The sequence below is a fragment of the Bradyrhizobium symbiodeficiens genome (genome assembly GCF_002266465.3).
Taxonomy (GTDB): domain Bacteria; phylum Pseudomonadota; class Alphaproteobacteria; order Rhizobiales; family Xanthobacteraceae; genus Bradyrhizobium; species Bradyrhizobium symbiodeficiens.
On sequence record NZ_CP029427.2, the window covers coordinates 4,943,955 to 4,963,603 of the forward strand.

Here is a 19,649-nt window from a genome sequence, read left to right on the forward strand (position 1 = left end):
GTCATGTCCGCTTTCAGTTCGGCTTACCGTCTTCGTCGCATCGCGATCTCCGCCCTGCTGCTGGCCTCTTGCGCGCTGGGCGGCTGTTCCTCGATCGACCGCCTGTCGCAGATCGGCGAGCAACCGAAATTGTCCGCGATTGACAATCCGACGACGCAGCCGGGCTACAAGCCGGTACAGATGCCGATGCCGAAGCCGGAGGTCGCCTCCTACAATCCGAACTCGCTGTGGCGCAACGGCAGCCGCGCCTTCTTCAAGGACCAGCGCGCCCGCCAGGTCGGCGACCTCCTGACCGTGACCGTGAACATCACGGACAAGGCCAACATCGCCAACGAGACCCAGCGCAGCCGCACCGCCAAGGAAGATTCGGGAATTACCGACTTTATCGGCAGCCAGACCGTCACGCAGCCGCTCAAGGTCCTGCCCGGTCGCCTTCTCACCACCGACTCGACATCCTCCTCCGACGGCAAGGGCTCGGTCAATCGCACCGAAGCGTTGCAGACCAACGTCGCCGCGGTCGTCACCCAGGTGCTGCCGAACGGCAACCTCGTGGTCGAAGGCAAGCAGGAGATCCGCGTCAACTACGAGATCCGCGAGCTCGTGGTCGCCGGCATCGTCCGGCCCGAAGACATCCAGAGCGACAACACCATCGATTCCAGCAAGATCGCGCAAGCCCGCATCGCCTACGGCGGCCGCGGCCAGATCACGGACGTGCAGCAGCCGCGCTACGGCCAGCAAGTCATGGACGTGCTGCTGCCCTTCTAAGTCTCTCCCGAGCTCCCACATCGTGTTCGCGAACCTAGGCGCGGGCGACGATGTACGACGCGGCCTCCGGTAGCTCCCCTGCCGGAGGCCGCATGTATTTTTGGGATGGTTCGTATAGCGGCTGCGCGTCGGATGGTCGCATGAGAGCGGCACGCCATCCACGTCATTGCGATAGAGAAGACCTCACGTAAACTCCGCCTCCACCGCCCCCAGCCCGTCCAGCTCCATCCGCACCTTGTCACCGGCCTTCAGCCACAGCGTCTTGACCAGGCTGCCCGTCAGCACGAGCTGTCCCGCGTGAAGACCCTTGCCGTCGGCGGCGAGATGGTTGGCGAGCCAGGCGAGCGCGTTGTGGGGATGACCGAGGACGTCGGCGCCGGTGCCGTGGCTGACCTCCTCGCCGTTGACGATGGCGCGGCCCTTGACCGATTTCAAATCCGGCACCGACGAGCGCGGCACGGACGGACCCAGCACGCAACCGGCGGCGAAGAAATCGTCGGCGATCAGCGACGGCGCGCCCATCGTCTCCCACTTCACGTAGCGGTCGTCGACGATCTCGATAGCGGGATGATAGGCCTCGACGGCTTCACCAACCCATTCGGCCGTGAACGGCGCCTCGCCGGCGGCAAGGTCGCGCTTCAGGCGCACCGCGATCTCGCATTCGACGCCGACGCGGACATAGTCGGCGGCCGCGAGCCTGACGCCGCTGTCGTGCACGCCCTTCTGGAACACGCCGCCGCCGCAGGGGTGCGGAATGCCGATATATTCCTGCATCACCGGACTGGTGCAACCGATTTTGTAACCGACCAGCGGCCCGGCATGCGGCAGCAGCAGATCGTGCAGCGCGCGCTGGACTTCGTAGCCTTCGTCCTCGTCGGCGGGAGGAACCTCAAGCGCGGCAAGCGGCGCATGGTTGCGCCGCGCCAGCGCGATCGCCTTTGCGGCTTTGAGAATATTGTCCATCGGCGCCGCCTCCTACGCTACCCAATCGAGGACGGCACTTCAGCACCCCCGCCGGGGCGTGACAAGGACGGGGCCCTCACGCCTTCACGAGACCGAGCCGGATCAGGCTTTCGGCCGTTGCGAGGATCGCTTCATTGTTGGAACGGGGCTGCCAGCCGAGCACCGACCTCGCCTTGGCGCTGGTCGAATGTCGCACCTTGCCGAGCATCGGCACGACCGCGCGCAGCAAAGGGATCCGGTTCGCAGCGAGCCGCACCAACCAGTCCGGCGCCTGAAGCCGCGGAACCCGGCCCGCCCGCGGCCCCAGTTCCCGCCGCAGCGCCTTGGCGATGTCGAGGATCGACATCGTCTCGCCGGAAACCGCGATGAAACGCTCGCCCTTCGCCTCGGGCGCCGTCATCGCCCGCAGATGCAGATCGGCGACGTCGCGCACGTCGACCACGCCGAAATAGACTCGCGGCACGGCCGGCATGGCACCGTCGAGCAGCGACTTGACGATCTCGATCGAGCCGGAGAAGTCCGGCCCGAGCACCGGACCGAAGATGCCGGCGGGATTGACCGCCGACAATTCGAGCCCGCCGCCCTCCTGCGCAATGAAATCCCAGGCCGCACGCTCGGCCAGCGTCTTGGACTTGATGTAGGGCTGCACGTCGGCGCCGCCGAGATTGGTCCAATCGGACTCGTCGAACGGCTTTTCGCGCGGCGGATGGCCGTAGCCGATCGCCCCCAGCGACGAGGTGATGACCACACGCCTGACGCCGGCATCGCGCGCGGCGCGCAGCACCCGCAGCGTACCGTCACGGGCGGGGATGATCATCTCGTTCTCGTCCCTGGGAACGCTGGTCGAGAGCGGCGAGGCGACATGGAGCACGTAGTCGCATCCCGCGACCGCCTCGCGCCAGCCCTCGTCGGCGGTGAGGTCGGCGGTGAAGAAGGACAGGCTTTCGGGCGATGCCGCCCCGCCCTCGCGCAGCATCGCCAGCACGTCGGCCTGCCGGTCCGGCCGGCGCACCGTGGTCCGCACCTGATGGCCGGCGGCGAGAAGCTGCAGGACGACATGGATGCCGACGAAGCCGGACCCGCCGGTCACCAGGACAGTGCTCATTGCCAAATTCCCTCATTGCCCAGGCCGGCGAATTGGTTCCGCCACCTGCTCAGGGCCGCATCTGGTCACTATCTCAGGGGACAACAAGTAGAATGGATTTCGAGACCAGTATGGAAAACCTGACCACCGCCTGCGAGGAGGACTGCGATTGCAGCCCCGACCCTGCCGTGCTCGCCGATTTCAAGCAGGCCATCCACGCCCTCGGCGGCAAGTGGAAGCTGGAGATCCTGTTCGCACTGATGAACGGTGCGGTCCGCTTCGGCGCCTTGCGGCGATCGATCGGCGGCATCACCCAGCACATGCTGACCACGCAATTGCGCGAGTTGCAGCGGGACGGATTGGTGTCGCGCACCGTTCTCGCTTCGAGGCCGTTGCAGATCGCGTACGAGCTGACCGATGCGGCCTACGGCTTGCTGCCGGCGTTTAAGGAAATATTGAGCTGGTCCAGGCTTTATGGGGATGCACGCCTCGCGGCGCCGCAAGAAGCCTGATTGCAGCGATGCTTGATTCCGCTGGATCAGTGTCTCAGCATCCGAGCCGATCTCGTTGATGCGACTCGCAAAACCGCCAGCACCTGAAGTTAAGGTCGATTCTCATCCGAACTCACGTGAGCTCGGAGGAATGGACTCTAGCCCATTGATCGTGATTCACTTTTCGCGCTTCCGCTCGCGCGCAAACGCGCGCGGCTGCAAACGTCGGGCACAATGCTGATCACGGCGCCAAGCGGCGCCTTAAGTCCAAAAACAAAGAGCCGCATCTCTGCGGCTCGGGCTCTATTCGTCGCGATAGACCTTCTCGCGCTTCTCGTGGCGCTCCTGCGCCTCCACCGAGAGCGTCGCGATGGGCCGGGCCTCGAGCCGCTTCAACGAGATCGGCTCGCCGGTGTCCTCGCAATAGCCGTAGGTGTTGTCCTCGATACGCTGGAGCGCGGCGTCGATCTTGGCGATCAGCTTGCGCTGGCGGTCGCGGGCACGGAGTTCGATGGCACGGTCGGTTTCGGACGATGCCCGATCGGCGAGATCGGGATGGTTCACGTTCTCCTCCTGCAGGGCTTGCAGGGTGAGCTTGGACTCTTTGAGGATCTCATCCTTCCAGGCGAGGAGCTTCAAACGGAAGTACTCCTTCTGCCGGTCGTTCATGAAAGGCTCTTTTTCGGTCGGTCGGTAGTTTTTCAACTTTTCCAAGGGCGGCCTATCTGTCTAAGCAACGACTCGCACAACGGAACGAGGTCCGCTGAGCGGGGCCTTATATAGCGGCCACCTGTGACAGACAATATTTCCCTCACGGCCCGAGCGGCGCCCCCAAGCCCTTGCACAGGAAGGTTTATCCTGGAGGGCCCGGGGACGGCCGAAGACCTAGTAGCCGACCGTGAAACGCTGCCGCTGATGGGCCGGCCGCTCGATTTCGTCGGCGAGCGCAATGGCATAGTCGGCGAAGGTGATCCAGCTCTTGCCGTTCGCATCTGCGAGAAGCTGCTCGGTCCCGAGCCGGAACTTGCCCGTGCGCTCCCCCTCGACGAACAGGGCCGACGGCGAAATGAAGGCCCAGTTCAGCTCCTTTTCCTGCCGCAGCAGGTCGAGGAAAGCCGAGCCCGCCTCCGCTTCCGCCTTGTATTGGGCCGGAAAATTGGGAGTCGTGACCAGTTTCACGCCCGGTGCGACCTCGAGGCTGCCGGCGCCGCCGACGACGAGGTAACGACCAACTTTGGCGTCTTTCGCCGCGCCGATCAGCTTCCGCGCATCGCTGGCCAGGAAGTGCACGGAACTCACGGCGACGTCCTGCCCGGCCCAAAGCTTGGCAAGGCCTGCCTGGTCGAGCACGTCCCCCTTGGTCGGCGTGGCGTTCGGCAGGGCCGCGATCTTCTCGGGGTTCCGGGCGATGGCGGTGACCGCATGGCCGCGGCGGGACAGTTCCTTGGTGATCTCCGACCCGGCCCGGCCCGATGCGCCGGCAACTGCGATTTTCATGGAAGGCTCCTTTGCTTCGATAGTAACTAACAGTGACTAGATATCGCAAAGAATGCTGGTGTTAAGAGAGCACTTTGTGCTTACCTGATAACGCAGGGGTGACCGCCACGCGTATCGCAAGCGATGAAACCGGATTCCGAGGCCCGACGATGAAACCCGACGTCTATGCAGCGAACTGCCCTACGCGCCAGATCCTCGATCGCATCGGCGACAAATGGGCGGTGCTGATCCTGCTGCTGCTGCGCGAGGAGCCGATGCGCTTCAATCAGCTGCGCCGCACGATCGAAGGCATTTCGCAGAAGATGCTGAGCCAGGTTCTCAAATCGCTCGAACGCGACGGCCTGCTCAGGCGCCACGCCATCGCGACCGTGCCCGTCACGGTGGAGTATTCGATCACGCAGCTCGGGCTGACGCTCGCCGGTGCGGTCGATCCGCTGCGCGATTGGGCCGAACAGAATCTGAAAGACGTTCTCGCCGCCCAGCGCAGCTATGACGCGCAGCAGAAGAAGGAAGCGGCGTAAGGGGCGCGTTGCGGAACGACGCGCGGTCTCGCCCAATCCCGCTGTCATGCCCCGGCTACGCCGCGGCCCCTCGATTCAAAAACGACTGTCTCTGGAATACTGGGTCGCCCGGTCAAGCCGGACGACGACAGCTGACTATGCCTGACTACGCCTGTCCGGCCTTGGCCAGCTCGACCTCGACGCGCAGCTCGATCTCGGAAAGCAGCGAGTCCAGGCCCGGATCGCCTGAGGATGATTTCAGGTTCGCCGCAGCATCGCGCAGCCGCATCACGGTCGAGGCGTCGAGATTGCCGGACAGCAGCCCCATCTTGAGATCGTCGAGCACGTCGAGCGCCGTCCTGCCGCGGGAGACCGAACGCTTGCGGCGCTCGACCGGGTCCTCCTCGACGCCTTGCAGCGCCAGCAGCCCGTCGATGTTGGTGGCTGCCTTCGGTGCGGCGGCGCTCCGGGTCTCCTGCGCCGACGAGGTGTCGGGCAGCACGAAGGTGCCGGAGCCGGTCCGCCGGGCCTGGCTGGCCGGCGATCCAAGTGTGGTGCCGTTCGGTCCGTAGATGCGCATCGGAGGGAATCCGGGTGGTCGATGCCGTCACCTTCGCCGTCTTATGGTTAACGGGGCGTAAACGGCCCGGCAAAATCTGCCGACAGGCGGCAGTTTCGGTCCTCAGGGACAACACCGGCTGACACCGGTCGAAACAGATTTAGTCAACCTATTCAGCCACCTATCCCTGCCGCGCCGGCTTGGCACGGCACTCGCAAGGACAGCGCCGGACCAGCTCGTCATGGGAGTGTCGTGCAGGTCCTTACGATTTGAGGAGCCTTTTGAGGATCCTTGGGGAGCAGAGGATGCCAGGCGTTCGTTGGGTGAGGATTATCGGGGTGGCCTGTGCCACGCTGTCGGCGCTGACGCTTTCGCTCGCGCCCGCAGCTGCGACATCGCGCATCAAGGACCTCGCCAACATCGAAGGCGTGCGGCAGAACCAGCTCATCGGCTATGGCCTCGTCGTCGGCCTCAACGGCACCGGCGACACGCTCAACAACATCCCCTTCACCAAGCAGTCGCTGCAGGCGATGCTCGAGCGCATGGGCGTCAACATTCGCGGCGCCACCATCCGCACGGGCAACGTCGCAGCCGTGATGGTGACCGGCAATCTGCCGGCCTTCGCCACCCAGGGCACGCGCATGGACGTCACCGTCTCCGCGCTCGGCGATGCCAAGAACCTCCAGGGCGGCACCCTGCTCGTCACTCCCCTGCTCGGCGCCGACGGCAATGTCTACGCGGTGGCGCAGGGCTCGCTCGCGATCTCCGGCTTCCAGGCCGAGGGCGAGGCGGCCAAGATCGTGCGCGGCGTGCCGACCGTGGGACGCATCGCCAACGGTGCCATCATCGAGCGCGAGATCGAGTTCGCGCTCAACCGGCTGCCGAACGTGCGCCTGGCGCTGCGCAACGCCGACTTCACCACGGCCAAACGGATCGCGGCTGCGATCAACGATTATCTCGGCGTCAAGACCGCCGAGCCGATCGATCCCTCGACGGTGCAGCTCTCGGTCCCGCCCGAGTTCAAGGGCAACGTCGTCGCCTTTCTCACCGAGATCGAGCAGCTGCAGGTCGACCCTGATCTCGCCGCCAAGATCATCATCGACGAACGCAGCGGCATCATCGTGATGGGCCGCGACGTCCGCGTCGCCACCGTCGCGGTGGCGCAGGGCAACCTCACCGTCACCATCTCCGAGAGTCCGCAAGTCAGCCAGCCCAACCCGCTGTCGCGCGGCCGCACCGTGGTCGCGCCGCGCAGCAGCGTCACCGTCACCGAGGACGGCAAGAAACTGGCCCTCGTCAAGGACGGCGTCTCGCTCCAGCAACTCGTCGACGGCCTCAACGGCCTCGGCATCGGTCCGCGCGACATGATCAGCATCCTTCAGGCGATCAAGGCCGCCGGTGCGATCGAAGCCGACATCGAGGTGATGTGATGCAGGCCGGCACGATCAACACCCCGCGTGCCGCCACCTCCTCGGCCTTCTCGGTCGAGAGCCGCAACGGCCGGCCCGATTTCGAACTCGCGAGCGCCCTGCAAAAGGTTTCGCCGAAGCAGCAGGCCAAAGCGCAGAAGACCGCCACCGACTTCGAGGCGATGTTCCTCAACAGCATGTTCTCGCAGATGACCTCGGGCCTGAAGGGCGAAGGCCCGTTCGGCGACACGCCCGGCACCGGCGTGTGGCGCTCGATGCTGACCGAGCAATATTCCAAGAACTTCGCCAATGCCGGCGGCGTCGGCATTGCCCGCGACGTCTATCGCACCCTCATCACGCAGCAGGCGAAAACGATCCGCACGGCATAAGGTCAAACGAGATGAACCATTTCAACGCCTCACGTCAGCCGATGCAACAGCGCCCGAACACCGCGCCCGGCAGTGCCGAGGCGCGCAAGCTCGCCGAGGGCCTGATGGACGCGATGAGCGCCCTGCTCGGACTGATCGAGCGCGAGACCGAGCTCGTTCGCGCCGGCCAGGTTCGGGAGGCGATGATGCTCGAGAGCAAGAAGCAGGAGCTGTCGCGAAACTATGTCGGCGCCGTCGGCCAGTTGAAGGCGAACCAGGCGCAGCTCGCGAAATCCGCACCGGAGCTGCTCTCGACGCTGCACCGCCACCACGATGCGTTTCGCGCGATGCTCCAGGTCAATCTCACCGTACTCGCGACCGCGCACGCGGTCTCCGAAAGCGTCGTGCGCGGCGTCAACGCCGAGATCCAGAAGCGCAACGTGCCGAACACCTACACGGCCGCAGGTCGCCGCGCAGCTCCCGGTCCGCGTCACATCACGCCGCTCGCGGTCAGCCGCTCGCTCTGAGTCGAGCGCGCACGAGAACAAGCGACAATTTTATGAAAAACCGCGCGGCGAAATCGTCGCGCGGTTAGGCACGTTTCCTTACCGGGTCTTCAGTCCTGGCGTTCCATGGTTGCGTTACGAGAGGGGTTGGGATTTGACTCACGTTAGGCAACCAGGAGGCTGCCATGAGTACAGATTTCAGCATCAGGCCGGTGGGGATCCCGGCCCCCGTGCAGATCGTAACGACGTCCAATGCGGCGGCGAACGAGGCTGTGCAAACCGATCTTCCGGTGAACCAGACGGTCGCCGCGGCGGATACGGGCGCGCCCGTGCGCAACGATCTGCCGAACCACGAGAACGTCTCGCGCCAGGTCGTGTTCGATCAGGCGGCCGCATCCTTCGTCTTTCAGGTCGTCAACGACAGGACCGACGCGGTGGTCAACCAGTTCCCCGACGAGGCGATGCTGCGCCGGCGAGCCTATTTCCATGCAATGGATATGAAGTCCGAACCCTCGCGTCCTCTCAGCACCGACGTCAGCGCCTGACGATCAGCTATTTCAGCGTGGCGCGATCTGTAGCGATGTTCTGCTGCGTCTGACCGGCACCGGTCAGCGCGAAATTCGTGTTGCAGAAAGACGGAGATCCAAGCTGCTGGTGATGCCAAGCATCACGAGCAGCCGTCACGGCCGCCCGGACAGGCCCGCAGCGATGTTGCGGTTGATCTCGATCAGCGGACGGAAGTGATCGAACTGCGGGCTCATCTGCAGCGCGGCGGTCTGGCTCAGCACGAACACGCTGATGTTGGCGATCTTCTGCCGGACGTCGATCGGCTGCGGATTGTTCTCGCGCATCGCCTCGCTCAGGAAGATGGTCCAGAGCTTGCGGTTGAACATCAGGGCCTGCATGGTCTGCTCGCTGAGCGGATCGGCGTTGTTCACCGCATCCTGGAGCTTGTTCGCGGCCTTGAGCAGGGTCTGCGCCTCGATGTCGCGAGGAGATGCGGTGGTCGTTGCAACACGCGCATAAGCCGAGGCAGCGGAATTCGACATCAATCACACCCTGGAGGTTACCTAGCCCGTTGAACGCGCTAAGGATTTCTTTCCCAACCCTAGGCAGCACCGCTTAAGATTTGCTTACGTGTGTGCTTGGAAGGTACTCCGGATAATTACGGGGCACGGAGCTCTTCTCAGCGCAACGCTAGATGCACACACGCACGCTGTAAACTTGCTTCGCGTGATGCATGTCGATCTCAGCTAATCCTGCCTTAGCGATCTCCCTCAAAACAACGGCGGAGCATTAGCCCCGCCGTGACGTCTTAGCGATCTTGCGCTGCGAAATTAGCGCAGCAGCTGCAGCACGCTCTGCTGCGACTGGTTGGCGAGCGACAGCGCGGAGACCGCGATCGACTGGCGGGTCGACAGTGCCTGGCTGTTGGCTGCTTCCTCGTTGGTATCGGCCAGCGTCAGGTTGGACGAGCCGGTCTGCAGCACGTTGATCAGGTTCTTGGAGAAGTCCTGACGCACCTGCACGATCGAGAGGTTCGAACCGAGCGATGATCCTTCCGAGCGCAGCCTGCTCGAGGCGGCATTCAGGCTGGCCAGCACCTTGTTGGTGGCGCCGTTGTCGATGAAGTCCGTGCCGGGAACGAGATTGCTGAGGCCGAGGCCGGCCGCGTTGAACACGACGCCGTTGATGCCGAGCGTGGAGCTGCCGGTCTCGTTGAAGACCAGCTTCAGCGTGTCGCCGTTGAGCAGGTTGATGCCGTTGAAGGACGAATCCTGCGAGGTCGTGTCGATCTGCGCCAGGATGTTGTTGAACTGGCTGACCAGGCTCGATCGCGCGGTCTGCGCGACGGGATCCTGAATCGGAGGCTGCGCGGTGGTGAAGGCGAGCACGCCGGTGAGCGTACCGCCGACCGCGCCGCCCGCGGCCGTCGAACCGAGGGTCGAGGACGCGTACTCGTTGACGGTGGTGACCGTCAGCACGCCGTTGGCATCGATCGTCGCCGTCAGATGGTTCGCCTGCAGCTGCACGTTGAGCTGATCAAGCGTCTTGACGGTGCCGTTGGTGCCGTCGCCGAAGGTGACGCTCACCGGCGTACCGCCGTTGAAGGACGAGAAAGTCAGCGTCTTGCCGCTGACGCCGCCGACGCCCGAGGTGCGTGCCGCGGTGAAGGCGGTCGCCGTTCCCGTGTTGCCGCTGAGGCCGAAGGCGCTGAGGGCATTGCCGGTGCCGGTGATCGACAGGTCGGCATTGATGCCGGTGGAGAGCGCAAGCTGGCCGCTGCTGTTGACCGAGGACGGGATCTGGCCCGCGGTGGTCGACAGTGTCGCCGCGCCGTTGAAGATACTCGCCGTCTTGACGCCGGTGGCGAGGTCGACCGCGTTGAGCAGGTCGGTCAGGGTCGCGCTCTGGATATAGACAGTCGAGTTGCCGTTGCCGTCGGTGACGACATTGCCGTTGACGCCGCCGGAGGTCACGCTCAGCGCCGATTGCGGCGTCTGCGCGTTCTTGAACGTGATGGTGTGGCCATCGATGTTCAGCGTGGAGCCGTCCTGAACGAGAGAGCCGAGCGAACCCGCGGTCGTCGAGCGGGCCGCGGTGACATTGGCATTGCCGGCGCCGGTCGCGGCGGTCAGACCAAGCGCCTTGAGGAAATCGGCCTTTCCGGTCACGCTCAGATCGGCGCCGGTCGAGCTCTTCAGCGTAGTCGCGCCCGCCGTGATGGAGGATGCCACCTGCAGCGTGCCGACGGGACCGGCCGCACCGCTGACCGCGATGGTCGCCGCCCCCGCACTGATCGTCGCGGTCTTGACGCCGCTGGCGAGGTCGATCGCACTGAGGACATCATTGATGGTTGCCCCGGGAGCAGCCGCCGTTCCTTCATAGACGATCGAATTGCCGTTGCCGTCTGTAGCGATGTGCCCGCTGGCGTCGAGGCCCCAGCCGGTCGGCTGCGTGCTCGGCGCGACGCCGGTGCGGAAGGTGATGGTCTTGCCGTTCACCGTGATGGTGTCGCCATCGGCGGGTGCACTACCGAATGTGGTGGACGCGGTGGTGCCGACCAGCGTGGCGGTGCCGGACAGCGCGGTGGTGCCGTCGGCCGCGAGCGCTGCCGTGCCGGTAAAGGTGCCGGCGGTCGAACCCAGCGAGGCGCCGAGCGCGGCAGTCCCGGTGACCGGGGTCACGCCCCCGGCTGCACCGGTATAGAGCACGTTGCTCTTGGCGGTCGCGCTCGCATAGGAGGTCGTGCCGCGCAAATCGGCCGGGGTCGCGCCGGGAATCGTGGTCGAAACGTTGGATTTGGTGGAGTAGCCGACCGTGGTCTGCAGCGCCTGGTTGGCAATCGACTTCGCGCTGTCGATCAATTTTTGCAGCGAGGTGATGCCGGTGTTGGCGGCCTGCAGCACCTGGACGCCGTTATTGATGCCGTCGAGCAGGTTGCTGATGTCGCTCGCCCTATTGTCCAGCCCCTGCGCCGTGAAGAAGTTGGTGGGATTGTCGAGCGCGGTATTGACCTTCTTGCCGGTCGACAGCCGCTCCTGCGTCGTGGCCAGCAAGTCGGCCGTCGACTGCAGCGACAACAGGTTCTGGCGAACGGACGCCGAGAGAACGATGTTGGACATTGGCGAGTCTTCCTCTTGAACCGGATACGAATCGGCCGCGCGGTCTCGAAAGCGGGCTTTTGTCCAGTTTTAGGGGGTGTCCTTTAAAGTATGGTTAACGCCGGTTTAAGAGACACGGTTAATGGCCGGTGAACGCCTTCGCCCAGCTCGGGACGCAAAAAAGAGCGGCAGGGAAATGGCCCCGCCGCCCGGTTTTATTTAGTGATTTCAGCCGCTTATTAACGGAGCAGCTGGAGCACGCTCTGCTGCGAGGTGTTGGCCAGCGACAGCGCGGAGACCGCGATCGACTGGCGGGTCGACAGCGCCTGGCTGTTGGCCGCCTCGACATTGGTGTCGGCCAGCGTCAGGTTGGACGAGCCGGTCTGCAGCACGTTGATCAGGTTCTTGTTGAAGTCCTGGCGGATCTGCACCACCGAGAGGTTCGAGCCGAGGCTGGAGGCTTCCGAGCGCAGCGTGCTCGACGCGGCGTTCAGGTTGGTGAGCACCCTGTTGGCGGCGGCGTTGTCAATGAAGTCGACACCGACGGTCAGCGCAGCGAGGCCCAGACCCTTGGAGTTGTAGGTCACGCCGGTGATGTTCAGGCTCGACTTGCCGGTCTCGTCGAACACCAGCTTGAGCTGATCGCCGTTCAAGAGGTTGACACCGTTGAACGAGGAGTCCTGCGAGGTCGTGTCGATCTGGTTCAGGATGTTGTTGTACTGAGCCACCAGATTGGCACGGGCCGTCTGCGCAACGCCATCCTGGACGGGGTTGGAAGCCGTCGAGAAGGTCAGCGCCGAAGTGAGCGTGCCGCCGATCGCACCACCGGCGGTCGTCGAGCCGAGAGTCGAGGACGCGTAGTCGTTGGAGGCCGTAATGGTCAGCAGGCCGTTGGCGTCGATCGTGGCTGCCAGGTTATTGGCCTGAAGCTTGGTGTTGAGCTGATCGAGCGTCTTGACCGTGCCATTGGTGCCGTCGCCGAAGGTGACGTTGACCGCCGTGCCGCCGTTGAAGGAGGAGAAGGTCAAGGTCTTGCCGGCGATGCCGCCGATGCCCGAAGTGCGGGCCGCGGTGAACGCGGTCGCGTTGCCGGTGTTGCCGGCGAGGCCGAACACATTCAACGCATTGCCGGTGCCGGTGATCGACAGGTCGGCATTGACGCCGGTCGAGAGTTTGAGCTGACCGGACGTATTGATCGTCGAGTTCGACTGGCCGGTCGCGGTCGCAAGCGTCGCGGTGCCGTTGGCGTTGACCGTCGCGGTCTGCACGCCGGTGGCAAGGTCGATCGCCTTCAGCACGTCGTTGACCGTGCCGCCCTGCAGATAGACCGTCGAGTTGCCGTTGCCGTCGGTGACGACCGCACCGCTCGCACCATAACCGCTCGGAACGCTCGGAGCACCGGTCGTGCCCGGGGTCGGCGCGTTCTTGAAGGTGATGACGTGACCGTCGACGTTCAGCGTCGAACCGTCCGTGATCGTCGCACCCAGCGAGCCCGCGCTCGTGGTCCGTTCGACGTTGATGGCGGCATTGCCTGCACCCGTAGACGTCGTCAAGCCGAGAGCCTTGAGCAGGTCGGCCTTGCCGGTGAGGTCCAGATCCGCACCCGTCGAGCTCTTCAGCGTGACGGCGCCCGCACCAACGCTTGAAGCGGTCTGGTTGACGCTCGTCGCGATCGTCGCAGCACCCGCGCTGATGGATACCGTCTTCACGCCGCTGGCCAGATCGACCGCGGTCAAGAGATCGGCGACGGTCGCAGCCGGGGTACCGGCGGTGCCGAGATAGACGGTGGTGTTGCCGTTGCCGTCGGTGACGAGATTGCCGCTGACGCCCGAACCGGACGCAACCGCCGTCGACGCCGGCGCAGTGCCGCTGCGGAACGTGATGGTCTTGCCGTTCACGGTCAGCGTGTCGCCGTCGGCCGGCTGGGCGTTGCTGGCCAGGCCAGTCGCGGTCGTGCCGTTGGTGGCGATCAGGGTGATGGTGCCGGTCAGAGCGGTGGTGCCGTCGCCGGCCGTTCCCGCGGTGCCCGTGAAGGTGCCGATGGTGGCGCCGAGGGTCGTGGTGCCGTTCGCCGCCGTGGTGCCGCCGGCCGTGCCGTTATACAGCACGTTGCTGCTCGCGGTCGCGCTGGCGAAGCTCGTCGTGCCGCGCAGATCGGCCGCGGTTGCGCCTGCGATCGTGGTGGAGACGTTGGACTTGGTGGAGTAACCGACCGTGGTCTGCAGCGCCTGGTTGGCGATCGACTTGGCGCTGTCGATCAGCTTCTGCAGCGAGGTCAGGCCCGTGTTGGCGGCCTGCAGCACCTGCACGCCGTTGGCGATACCGTCGAGCAGGTTGTTGATGTCGCTGGCGCGGTTGTCGAGCGACTGGGCGGTGAAGAAGTTGGTGGGATTGTCCAGGGCCGAGTTGACGCTTCTGCCGGTCGACAAACGGTTCTGTGTGGTGGCGAGAAGATCGGCGGTGGACTGGAGAGAGAGCAGGTTCTGGCGAACCGACGCAGAGAGAACAATACCGGACATGACTCTTTACCCTTCTGGCTTACGCGTCTTCGTTCGATCGCTTCTGGATCGAGTGACGGGGCCAGCGTGCCGCGACATGGCTAACAAAGGGTGAAGCGCGTGGGGCTCGCATAAGCGCCGGTTCACCATAACGGAGCAGAAGGCGCCGGCACGATTCACAATGCCTCTGAAATCATTGGAAATTCCCGGCGCTTACGCTCCATTAACCATAACCGCTGGTTACTTTTGATGGTTACTTTTTCCGAGCGCCCCCTGCCCGTCGCGCAATCTCGCGCAGCCAAAAAGAAAGCGGCGGGACCGAAGCCCCGCCGCCGGATCTTGCTTGCGATGTGGTCCGTGACTTAACGGAGCAGCTGCAGCACGCTCTGCTGCGACTGGTTGGCCAGCGACAGCGCGGAGACCGCGATCGACTGGCGGGTCGACAGCGCCTGGCTGTTGGCCGCCTCGACGTTGGTGTCGGCCAGGGTCAGGTTGGCCGAACCGGTCTGCAGCACGTTGATCAGGTTCTTGTTGAAGTCCTGACGGACCTGCACGATGGTCAGGTTCGAGCCGAGAGCCGAAGCTTCCGAGCGCAGCGTGCTCGAGGCCGAATTCAGGTTGGTCAGCACCTTGTTGGTGGCAGCGTTGTCGATGAAGTCGACACCGCTGGTCAGCGCAGCAAGGCCCAGACCCTTGGAGTTGTAGGTCACGCCCGTGATGCTCAGGCTCGACTTGGCTGTCTCGTCGAACACCAGCTTGAGCTGGTCGCCGTTCAAGAGGTTGACACCGTTGAACGAAGAGTCCTGAGCCGTCGAGTCGATCTGCTGGAGGATGTTGTTGTACTGGTTGACCAGGTTGGCACGCGAGGTCTGGGCAACCGTATCCTGGACGGGGCTGGAAGCCGTCGAGAACGTCAGGGACGAGGTCAGCGTACCGCCGATCGCACCACCCGCGGCGCTCGAACCGATGGTCGAGGACGCGTAGTCGTTGGTGGTCGAGACCGTCAGCAGGCCGTTGGCGTCGATCGTCGCCGTCAGGTTGTTGGCCTGAAGCTTGGTGTTGAGCTGATCGAGCGTCTTGACCGTGCCGTTGGTGCCGTCGCCGAAGGTGGCGGTGACCGCCGTGCCGCCGTTGAAGGACGAGAAGGTCAAGGTCTTGCCGCTGATGCCGCCGACGCCCGAGGTGCGGGCTGCGGTGAACGCGGTCGCCGTCCCGGTGTTGCCGGCAAGGCCGAGCGCATTCAGGGCGTTGCCGGTGCCGGTGACCGACAGATCGGCATTGACGCCGGTCGACAGCTTGAGCTGGCCGGAGGCGTTGATCGACGAGTTGGTCTGGCCGGTGGCGGTCGCAAGCGTCGCGGTGCCGTTGGCATTGACCGTCGCGGTCTGCACGCCGGTGGCAAGGTCGATCGCCTTCAGCACGTCGTTGATCGAGCCGCCCTGCAGATAGACCGTCGAGTTGCCGGCGCCGTCGGTGAGAACGTTACCGTTCGCACCGAAGCCGCTCGGAACGCTGGGAGCACCGGTCGAACCCGGGATCGGCGCGTTCTTGAAGGTGATGACGTGACCGTCGACGTTCAGCGTCGAACCATCCGCGATCGTCGCACCGAGCGAGCCCGAGCTCGTGGTCCGGTTGACGCTCACGGTGGCGTTGCCGCCGCCCACCGACGTGGTCAGGCCGAGAGATTTGAGCAGGTCGGCCTTGCCGGTGACGCTCAGATCCGCACCCGTCGAGCTCTTCAGCGTGACGGCGCCCGCACCAACGCTCGAAGCGGTTTGGTTGACGCTGGTGGCGAGCGTCGCAGCACCCGCGGTGATGGAGGCCGTCTTGACGCCGCTGGCCAGATCGACCGCGGTCAACAGATCGCTGACGGTCGCAGCCGGGGTACCGGCAGTGCCGAGATAGACCGTGGTGTTACCGCTGCCGTCGGTGACGAGGTTGCCGCTGACGCCCGAACCGGACGCAACCGCAGTCGACGCCGGAGCAGAACCCGAGCGGAAGGTGATGGTCTTGCCGTTCACCGTCAACGTGTCGCCGTCGGCCGGCTGGGCGTTGCTGGCCAGGCCAGTCGCGGTCGTGCCGTTGGTGGCGATCAGGGTGATGGTGCCGGTCAGGGCCGTGGTGCCGTCGCCGGCCGTTCCCGCAGTGCCCGTGAAGGTGCCGATGGTGGCGCCGAGGGTCGTGGTGCCGTTCGCCGCAGTGGTGCCGCCGGCGGCGCCACTATACAGCACGTTGCTGCTCGCGGTCGCGCTGGCGAAGCTCGTCGTGCCGCGCAGGTCGGCCGCCGTCGCACCGGAGATCGTGGTCGAGACGTTGGACTTGGTGGAGTAGCCGACCGTGGTCTGCAGCGCCTGGTTCGCGATCGACTTCGCAGAGTCGATCAGCTTCTGCAGCGAGGTGATGCCGGTGTTGGCGGCCTGCAGCACCTGCACGCCGTTGGCGATGCCGTCGAGCAGGTTGTTGATGTCGCTGGCGCGGTTGTCGAGCGACTGTGCGGTGAAGAAGTTGGTGGGATTGTCCAGGGCCGAGTTGACGCTCTTGCCGGTCGACAGACGGCTTTGGGTGGTGGCGAGAAGATCGGCGGTGGACTGGAGGGAGAGCAGGTTCTGACGAACCGACGAGGAGAGAACAATACCGGACATTGAGTGTTACCCTTCTGGTACGCAACGCAACAAACTTCGATTAGGATTAATCGATGGCCGGGACGGTGAACGTTGTGGGCTAACAAAGCATGAAGCGTGTCGCGCCAGTCCTTGCTCGGATTCACCATACGCGCGTTCGTAGTCGAGTCGTGCTCGCTTATATCGTCATGATAGAATGATGCTTTTTGGTGCACCGGCGAGGCGTTTGCGACTTGTCAACCATAACTCAGAGTGAGCAATTGGCTGCATCTGGAGGCCTGGCCTCCACTCGCCGAGCGGCACTCTGATGCCGCCGCAAAAAGAAAGCGGCGGGGCCGAAGCCCCGCCGCCGGATCTTGCTTGCGATGTGGTCCGCTTATTAGCGGAGCAGCTGCAGCACGCTCTGCTGCGACTGGTTGGCCAGCGACAGCGCGGAGACCGCGATGGACTGGCGGGTCGACAGCGCCTGGCTGTTCGCCGCTTCGGTGTTGGTGTCGGCCAAGGTCAGGTTGGACGAACCGGTCTGCAGCACGTTGATCAGGCTCTTGTTGAAATCCTGACGAACCTGCACCACCGAGAGGTTCGAGCCGAGGCTCGAAGCTTCCGAGCGCAGCGTGCTCGACGCGGCGTTCAGGTTCGACAGCACCTTGTTGGTCGCGGAGTTGTCGATGAAGTCGACACCGCTGGTCAGCGAGGCAAGGCCGAGACCCTTGGAGTTGTAGGTCACGCCGGTGATGCTCAGGTTCGACTTGCCGGTCTCGTCGAACACCAGCTTGAGCTGGTCGCCGTTCAGCAGGTTGACGCCGTTGAACGAGGAGTCCTGCGAGGTCGTGTCGATCTGGTTCAGGATGTTGTTGTACTGAGACACCAGATTGGCACGCGAGGTCTGGGCAACCGTATCCTGGACGGGGCTGGAAGCCGTCGAGAACGTCAGCGACGTGGTCAGCGTGCCGCCGATCGCACCACCCGCGGCGGTCGACCCGATCGTCGAGGACGCGTAGTCGTTGGTGGTCGAGACCGTCAGCAGCCCGTTGGCGTCGATCGTCGCGGACAGGTTGTTGGCCTGAAGCGCCGAGTTGAGCTGGTCGAGCGTCTTGACCGTGCCGTTGGTGCCGTCACCGAAGGTGACATTGACCGCCGTGCCGCCATTGAAGGAGGAGAAGGTCAAGGTCTTGCCGCTGATGCCGCCGACGCCCGAGGTGCGCGCCGCGGTGAAGGCGGTCGAGGTCCCAGTGTTGCCGGCGAGGCCAAGCGCATTCAGCGCATTGCCGGTGCCGGTGACCGACAGATCGGCGTTGACGCCGGTCGAGAGCTTGAGCTGGCCCGAGGCGTTGATCGACGAGTTGGTCTGGCCGGTGGCGGTCGCAAGCGTCGCGGTGCCGTTGGCGTTGACCGTCGCGGTCTGCACGCCGGTGGCAAGGTCGATCGCCTTCAGCACGTCGTTGACCGTGCCACCCTGCAGATAGACCGTCGAGTTACCGGCGCCGTCGGTGAGGACGTTGCCGCTCGCACCGAACCCGCTCGGAACGCTGGGAGCACCGGTCGAACCCGGGATCGGCGCGTTCTTGAAGGTGATGACGTGACCGTCGACGTTCAGCGTCGAGCCGTCCGCAATCGTCGCACCGAGCGAGGCAGAGCTCGTGGTCCGGTTGACGCTCACGGTGGCGTTGCCGCCGCCCACCGACGTGGTCAGGCCGAGAGACTTGAGCAGGTCGGCCTTGCCGGTGACGCTCAGATCCGCACCCGTCGAGCTCTTCAGCGTGATGGCGCCGCCACCAACGCTCGAAGCGGTCTGGTTGACGCTCGTCGCGATCGTCGCAGCACCCGCGCTGATGGATACCGTCTTCACGCCGCTGGCCAGATCGACCGCGGTCAAGAGATCGGCGACGGTCGCAGTCGGGGTACCGGCAGTGCCGAGATAGACCGTGGTGTTGCCGCTGCCGTCGGTGACGAGATTGCCGCTGACGCCCGAACCGGACGGAACCGCAGTCGACGCCGGAGCTGCGCCCGAGCGGAAGGTGATGGTCTTGCCGTTCACCGTCAACGTGTCGCCGTCGGCGGGCTGGGCGTTGCTGGCGAGGCCAGTTGCCGTCGTGCCGTTGGTGGCGATCAGGGTGATGGTGCCGGTCAGGGCCGTGGTGCCGTCGCCGGCCGTTCCCGCGGTGCCCGTGAAGGAGCCGATGGTCGCGCCGAGGGTCGTGGTGCCGCTCGCAGCAGTGGTGCCGCCGGCCGCGCCGCTATAAACGACGTTGCTGTTCGCAGTCGCACTGGCGTACGAGGTCGTGCCGCGCAGGTCGGCCGCCGTCGCACCCGAGATGGTCGCGGAGACGTTGGACTTGGTGGAGTAGCCGACCGTGGTCTGCAGCGCCTGGTTGGCGATCGACTTGGCGCTGTCGATCAGCTTCTGCAGCGAGGTGATGCCGGTGTTGGCGGCCTGCAGCACCTGCACGCCGTTGGCGATACCATCGAGCAGATTGTTGATGTCGCTGGCGCGGTTGTCGAGCGACTGCGCGGTGAAGAAGTTGGTGGGATTGTCCAGGGCCGAGTTGACGCTCTTGCCGGTCGACAGACGGTTCTGCGTGGTGGCGAGAAGATCAGCGGTGGACTGGAGGGAGAGCAGGTTCTGACGAACCGATGCGGAGAGGACGATGCCTGACATAACTCTGTTACCTTTCTGGTAAACGACGCTACTTTTACTCGTCTGCTTGGATCGAGAGTGACCCAGCGACCGGCGGACCGTGGCGCCGAGACCTCTAACGAAACATGAAATGAAACTCGCGCTT

At 64.6% G+C, this 19,649-nt stretch carries 17 protein-coding genes; 7 read left to right on the forward strand and 10 right to left on the reverse strand.

Going from position 1 to position 19,649, the window contains the following annotated elements; translation table 11 throughout:
• Positions 1-3 precede the first annotated feature (3 nt).
• Positions 4-765: a flagellar basal body L-ring protein FlgH gene (flgH, locus tag CIT39_RS23350; protein ID WP_094972335.1), complete on the forward strand. Its 762-nt coding sequence runs from the start codon at positions 4-6 to the stop codon at positions 763-765.
• Positions 766-948: 183 nt separating this feature from the next.
• Here flgH and CIT39_RS23355 read toward each other — a convergent pair whose 3' ends face one another.
• Together CIT39_RS23355 and CIT39_RS23360 are read right to left on the reverse strand one after the other, a co-directional pair.
• Positions 949-1,728, reverse strand: coding sequence for a 2-keto-4-pentenoate hydratase (locus CIT39_RS23355; protein WP_094972336.1), 780 nt, complete (start codon positions 1,726-1,728; stop codon positions 949-951).
• A 76-nt stretch (positions 1,729-1,804) separates the two neighbouring features.
• Positions 1,805-2,833 (reverse strand): SDR family oxidoreductase, encoded by a 1,029-nt coding sequence (locus CIT39_RS23360; RefSeq protein WP_094972337.1) that lies wholly within the window; start codon positions 2,831-2,833, stop codon positions 1,805-1,807.
• Between the two features lie 92 nt (positions 2,834-2,925).
• Between CIT39_RS23360 and CIT39_RS23365 the strand changes: the two genes are divergently transcribed.
• On the forward strand, positions 2,926-3,324 hold the full coding sequence (locus tag CIT39_RS23365) for a winged helix-turn-helix transcriptional regulator (RefSeq protein ID WP_181955110.1): 399 nt from the start codon (positions 2,926-2,928) through the stop codon (positions 3,322-3,324).
• 282 nt (positions 3,325-3,606) lie between these two features.
• Here the strand turns inward: CIT39_RS23365 and dksA are convergent, their stop codons facing one another.
• Entirely contained in the window at positions 3,607-3,972 is a 366-nt protein-coding gene (gene dksA, locus CIT39_RS23370) for an RNA polymerase-binding protein DksA (protein WP_008554760.1), read from the reverse strand.
• Between the two features lie 216 nt (positions 3,973-4,188).
• Positions 4,189-4,800, reverse strand: a complete 612-nt coding sequence (locus CIT39_RS23375; RefSeq protein ID WP_094972338.1) for an NAD(P)-dependent oxidoreductase — start codon at positions 4,798-4,800, stop codon at positions 4,189-4,191.
• 149 nt (positions 4,801-4,949) lie between these two features.
• Between CIT39_RS23375 and CIT39_RS23380 the strand changes: the two genes are divergently transcribed.
• Positions 4,950-5,321: a winged helix-turn-helix transcriptional regulator gene (locus CIT39_RS23380; RefSeq protein ID WP_094972339.1), complete on the forward strand. Its 372-nt coding sequence runs from the start codon at positions 4,950-4,952 to the stop codon at positions 5,319-5,321.
• Between the two features lie 145 nt (positions 5,322-5,466).
• Here CIT39_RS23380 and CIT39_RS23385 read toward each other — a convergent pair whose 3' ends face one another.
• Entirely contained in the window at positions 5,467-5,880 is a 414-nt protein-coding gene (locus CIT39_RS23385; RefSeq protein ID WP_094972340.1) for a flagellar assembly protein FliX, read from the reverse strand.
• 284 nt (positions 5,881-6,164) lie between these two features.
• Between CIT39_RS23385 and CIT39_RS23390 the strand changes: the two genes are divergently transcribed.
• The 4 genes from CIT39_RS23390 (at position 6,165) to CIT39_RS23405 (ending at position 8,687) form a co-directional block, all read left to right on the forward strand.
• Positions 6,165-7,289 (forward strand): flagellar basal body P-ring protein FlgI, encoded by a 1,125-nt coding sequence (locus CIT39_RS23390; protein ID WP_094972341.1) that lies wholly within the window; start codon positions 6,165-6,167, stop codon positions 7,287-7,289.
• Positions 7,289-7,657, forward strand: a complete 369-nt coding sequence (flgJ, locus tag CIT39_RS23395) for a flagellar assembly peptidoglycan hydrolase FlgJ (protein WP_162308635.1) — start codon at positions 7,289-7,291, stop codon at positions 7,655-7,657. Before CIT39_RS23390 ends, flgJ begins: the two co-directional genes overlap by 1 nt.
• An 11-nt stretch (positions 7,658-7,668) precedes the next feature.
• Positions 7,669-8,163 carry a hypothetical protein gene (locus CIT39_RS23400; RefSeq protein ID WP_094972343.1) on the forward strand — a complete coding sequence of 165 codons (495 nt, stop codon included), beginning with the start codon at positions 7,669-7,671 and terminating at the stop codon, positions 8,161-8,163.
• Between the two features lie 164 nt (positions 8,164-8,327).
• A complete protein-coding gene (locus CIT39_RS23405) occupies positions 8,328-8,687 on the forward strand; it encodes a hypothetical protein (RefSeq protein WP_094972344.1) in 360 nt (119 codons plus the stop codon).
• Positions 8,688-8,822: 135 nt separating this feature from the next.
• On the opposite strand, the gene flaF is transcribed toward CIT39_RS23405, so the two are convergent.
• The 5 genes from flaF to CIT39_RS23430 all read right to left on the reverse strand — a co-directional run bounded on the left by flaF (position 8,823) and on the right by CIT39_RS23430 (position 19,525).
• Entirely contained in the window at positions 8,823-9,191 is a 369-nt protein-coding gene (gene flaF / locus CIT39_RS23410) for a flagellar biosynthesis regulator FlaF (protein ID WP_094972345.1), read from the reverse strand.
• Positions 9,192-9,479: 288 nt separating this feature from the next.
• On the reverse strand, positions 9,480-11,768 hold the full coding sequence (locus tag CIT39_RS23415; protein ID WP_094972346.1) for a DUF1522 domain-containing protein: 2,289 nt from the start codon (positions 11,766-11,768) through the stop codon (positions 9,480-9,482).
• Positions 11,769-11,986: 218 nt separating this feature from the next.
• Positions 11,987-14,266, reverse strand: coding sequence for a DUF1522 domain-containing protein (locus tag CIT39_RS23420; RefSeq protein WP_094972347.1), 2,280 nt, complete (start codon positions 14,264-14,266; stop codon positions 11,987-11,989).
• Between the two features lie 341 nt (positions 14,267-14,607).
• Positions 14,608-16,887, reverse strand: a complete 2,280-nt coding sequence (locus CIT39_RS23425) for a DUF1522 domain-containing protein (protein ID WP_094972348.1) — start codon at positions 16,885-16,887, stop codon at positions 14,608-14,610.
• A gap of 358 nt (positions 16,888-17,245) precedes the next feature.
• On the reverse strand, positions 17,246-19,525 hold the full coding sequence (locus CIT39_RS23430; protein ID WP_094972349.1) for a DUF1522 domain-containing protein: 2,280 nt from the start codon (positions 19,523-19,525) through the stop codon (positions 17,246-17,248).
• Between the last annotated feature and the right edge of the window lie 124 nt (positions 19,526-19,649).

Bases quoted from the DNA above. Each gene is read 5' to 3' on its own strand.
- flgH (WP_094972335.1), top strand. From the start codon at position 4: ATGTCCGCTTTCAGTTCGGCTTACCGTCTTCGTCGCATCGCGATCTCC.
- CIT39_RS23355 (WP_094972336.1), bottom strand. From the start codon at position 1,728: ATGGACAATATTCTCAAAGCCGCAAAGGCGATCGCGCTGGCGCGGCGC.
- CIT39_RS23360 (WP_094972337.1), bottom strand. From the start codon at position 2,833: ATGAGCACTGTCCTGGTGACCGGCGGGTCCGGCTTCGTCGGCATCCAT.
- CIT39_RS23365 (WP_181955110.1), top strand. From the start codon at position 2,926: ATGGATTTCGAGACCAGTATGGAAAACCTGACCACCGCCTGCGAGGAG.
- dksA (WP_008554760.1), bottom strand. From the start codon at position 3,972: ATGAACGACCGGCAGAAGGAGTACTTCCGTTTGAAGCTCCTCGCCTGG.
- CIT39_RS23375 (WP_094972338.1), bottom strand. From the start codon at position 4,800: ATGAAAATCGCAGTTGCCGGCGCATCGGGCCGGGCCGGGTCGGAGATC.
- CIT39_RS23380 (WP_094972339.1), top strand. From the start codon at position 4,950: ATGAAACCCGACGTCTATGCAGCGAACTGCCCTACGCGCCAGATCCTC.
- CIT39_RS23385 (WP_094972340.1), bottom strand. From the start codon at position 5,880: ATGCGCATCTACGGACCGAACGGCACCACACTTGGATCGCCGGCCAGC.
- CIT39_RS23390 (WP_094972341.1), top strand. From the start codon at position 6,165: ATGCCAGGCGTTCGTTGGGTGAGGATTATCGGGGTGGCCTGTGCCACG.
- flgJ (WP_162308635.1), top strand. From the start codon at position 7,289: ATGCAGGCCGGCACGATCAACACCCCGCGTGCCGCCACCTCCTCGGCC.
- CIT39_RS23400 (WP_094972343.1), top strand. From the start codon at position 7,669: ATGAACCATTTCAACGCCTCACGTCAGCCGATGCAACAGCGCCCGAAC.
- CIT39_RS23405 (WP_094972344.1), top strand. From the start codon at position 8,328: ATGAGTACAGATTTCAGCATCAGGCCGGTGGGGATCCCGGCCCCCGTG.
- flaF (WP_094972345.1), bottom strand. From the start codon at position 9,191: ATGTCGAATTCCGCTGCCTCGGCTTATGCGCGTGTTGCAACGACCACC.
- CIT39_RS23415 (WP_094972346.1), bottom strand. From the start codon at position 11,768: ATGTCCAACATCGTTCTCTCGGCGTCCGTTCGCCAGAACCTGTTGTCG.
- CIT39_RS23420 (WP_094972347.1), bottom strand. From the start codon at position 14,266: ATGTCCGGTATTGTTCTCTCTGCGTCGGTTCGCCAGAACCTGCTCTCT.
- CIT39_RS23425 (WP_094972348.1), bottom strand. From the start codon at position 16,887: ATGTCCGGTATTGTTCTCTCCTCGTCGGTTCGTCAGAACCTGCTCTCC.
- CIT39_RS23430 (WP_094972349.1), bottom strand. From the start codon at position 19,525: ATGTCAGGCATCGTCCTCTCCGCATCGGTTCGTCAGAACCTGCTCTCC.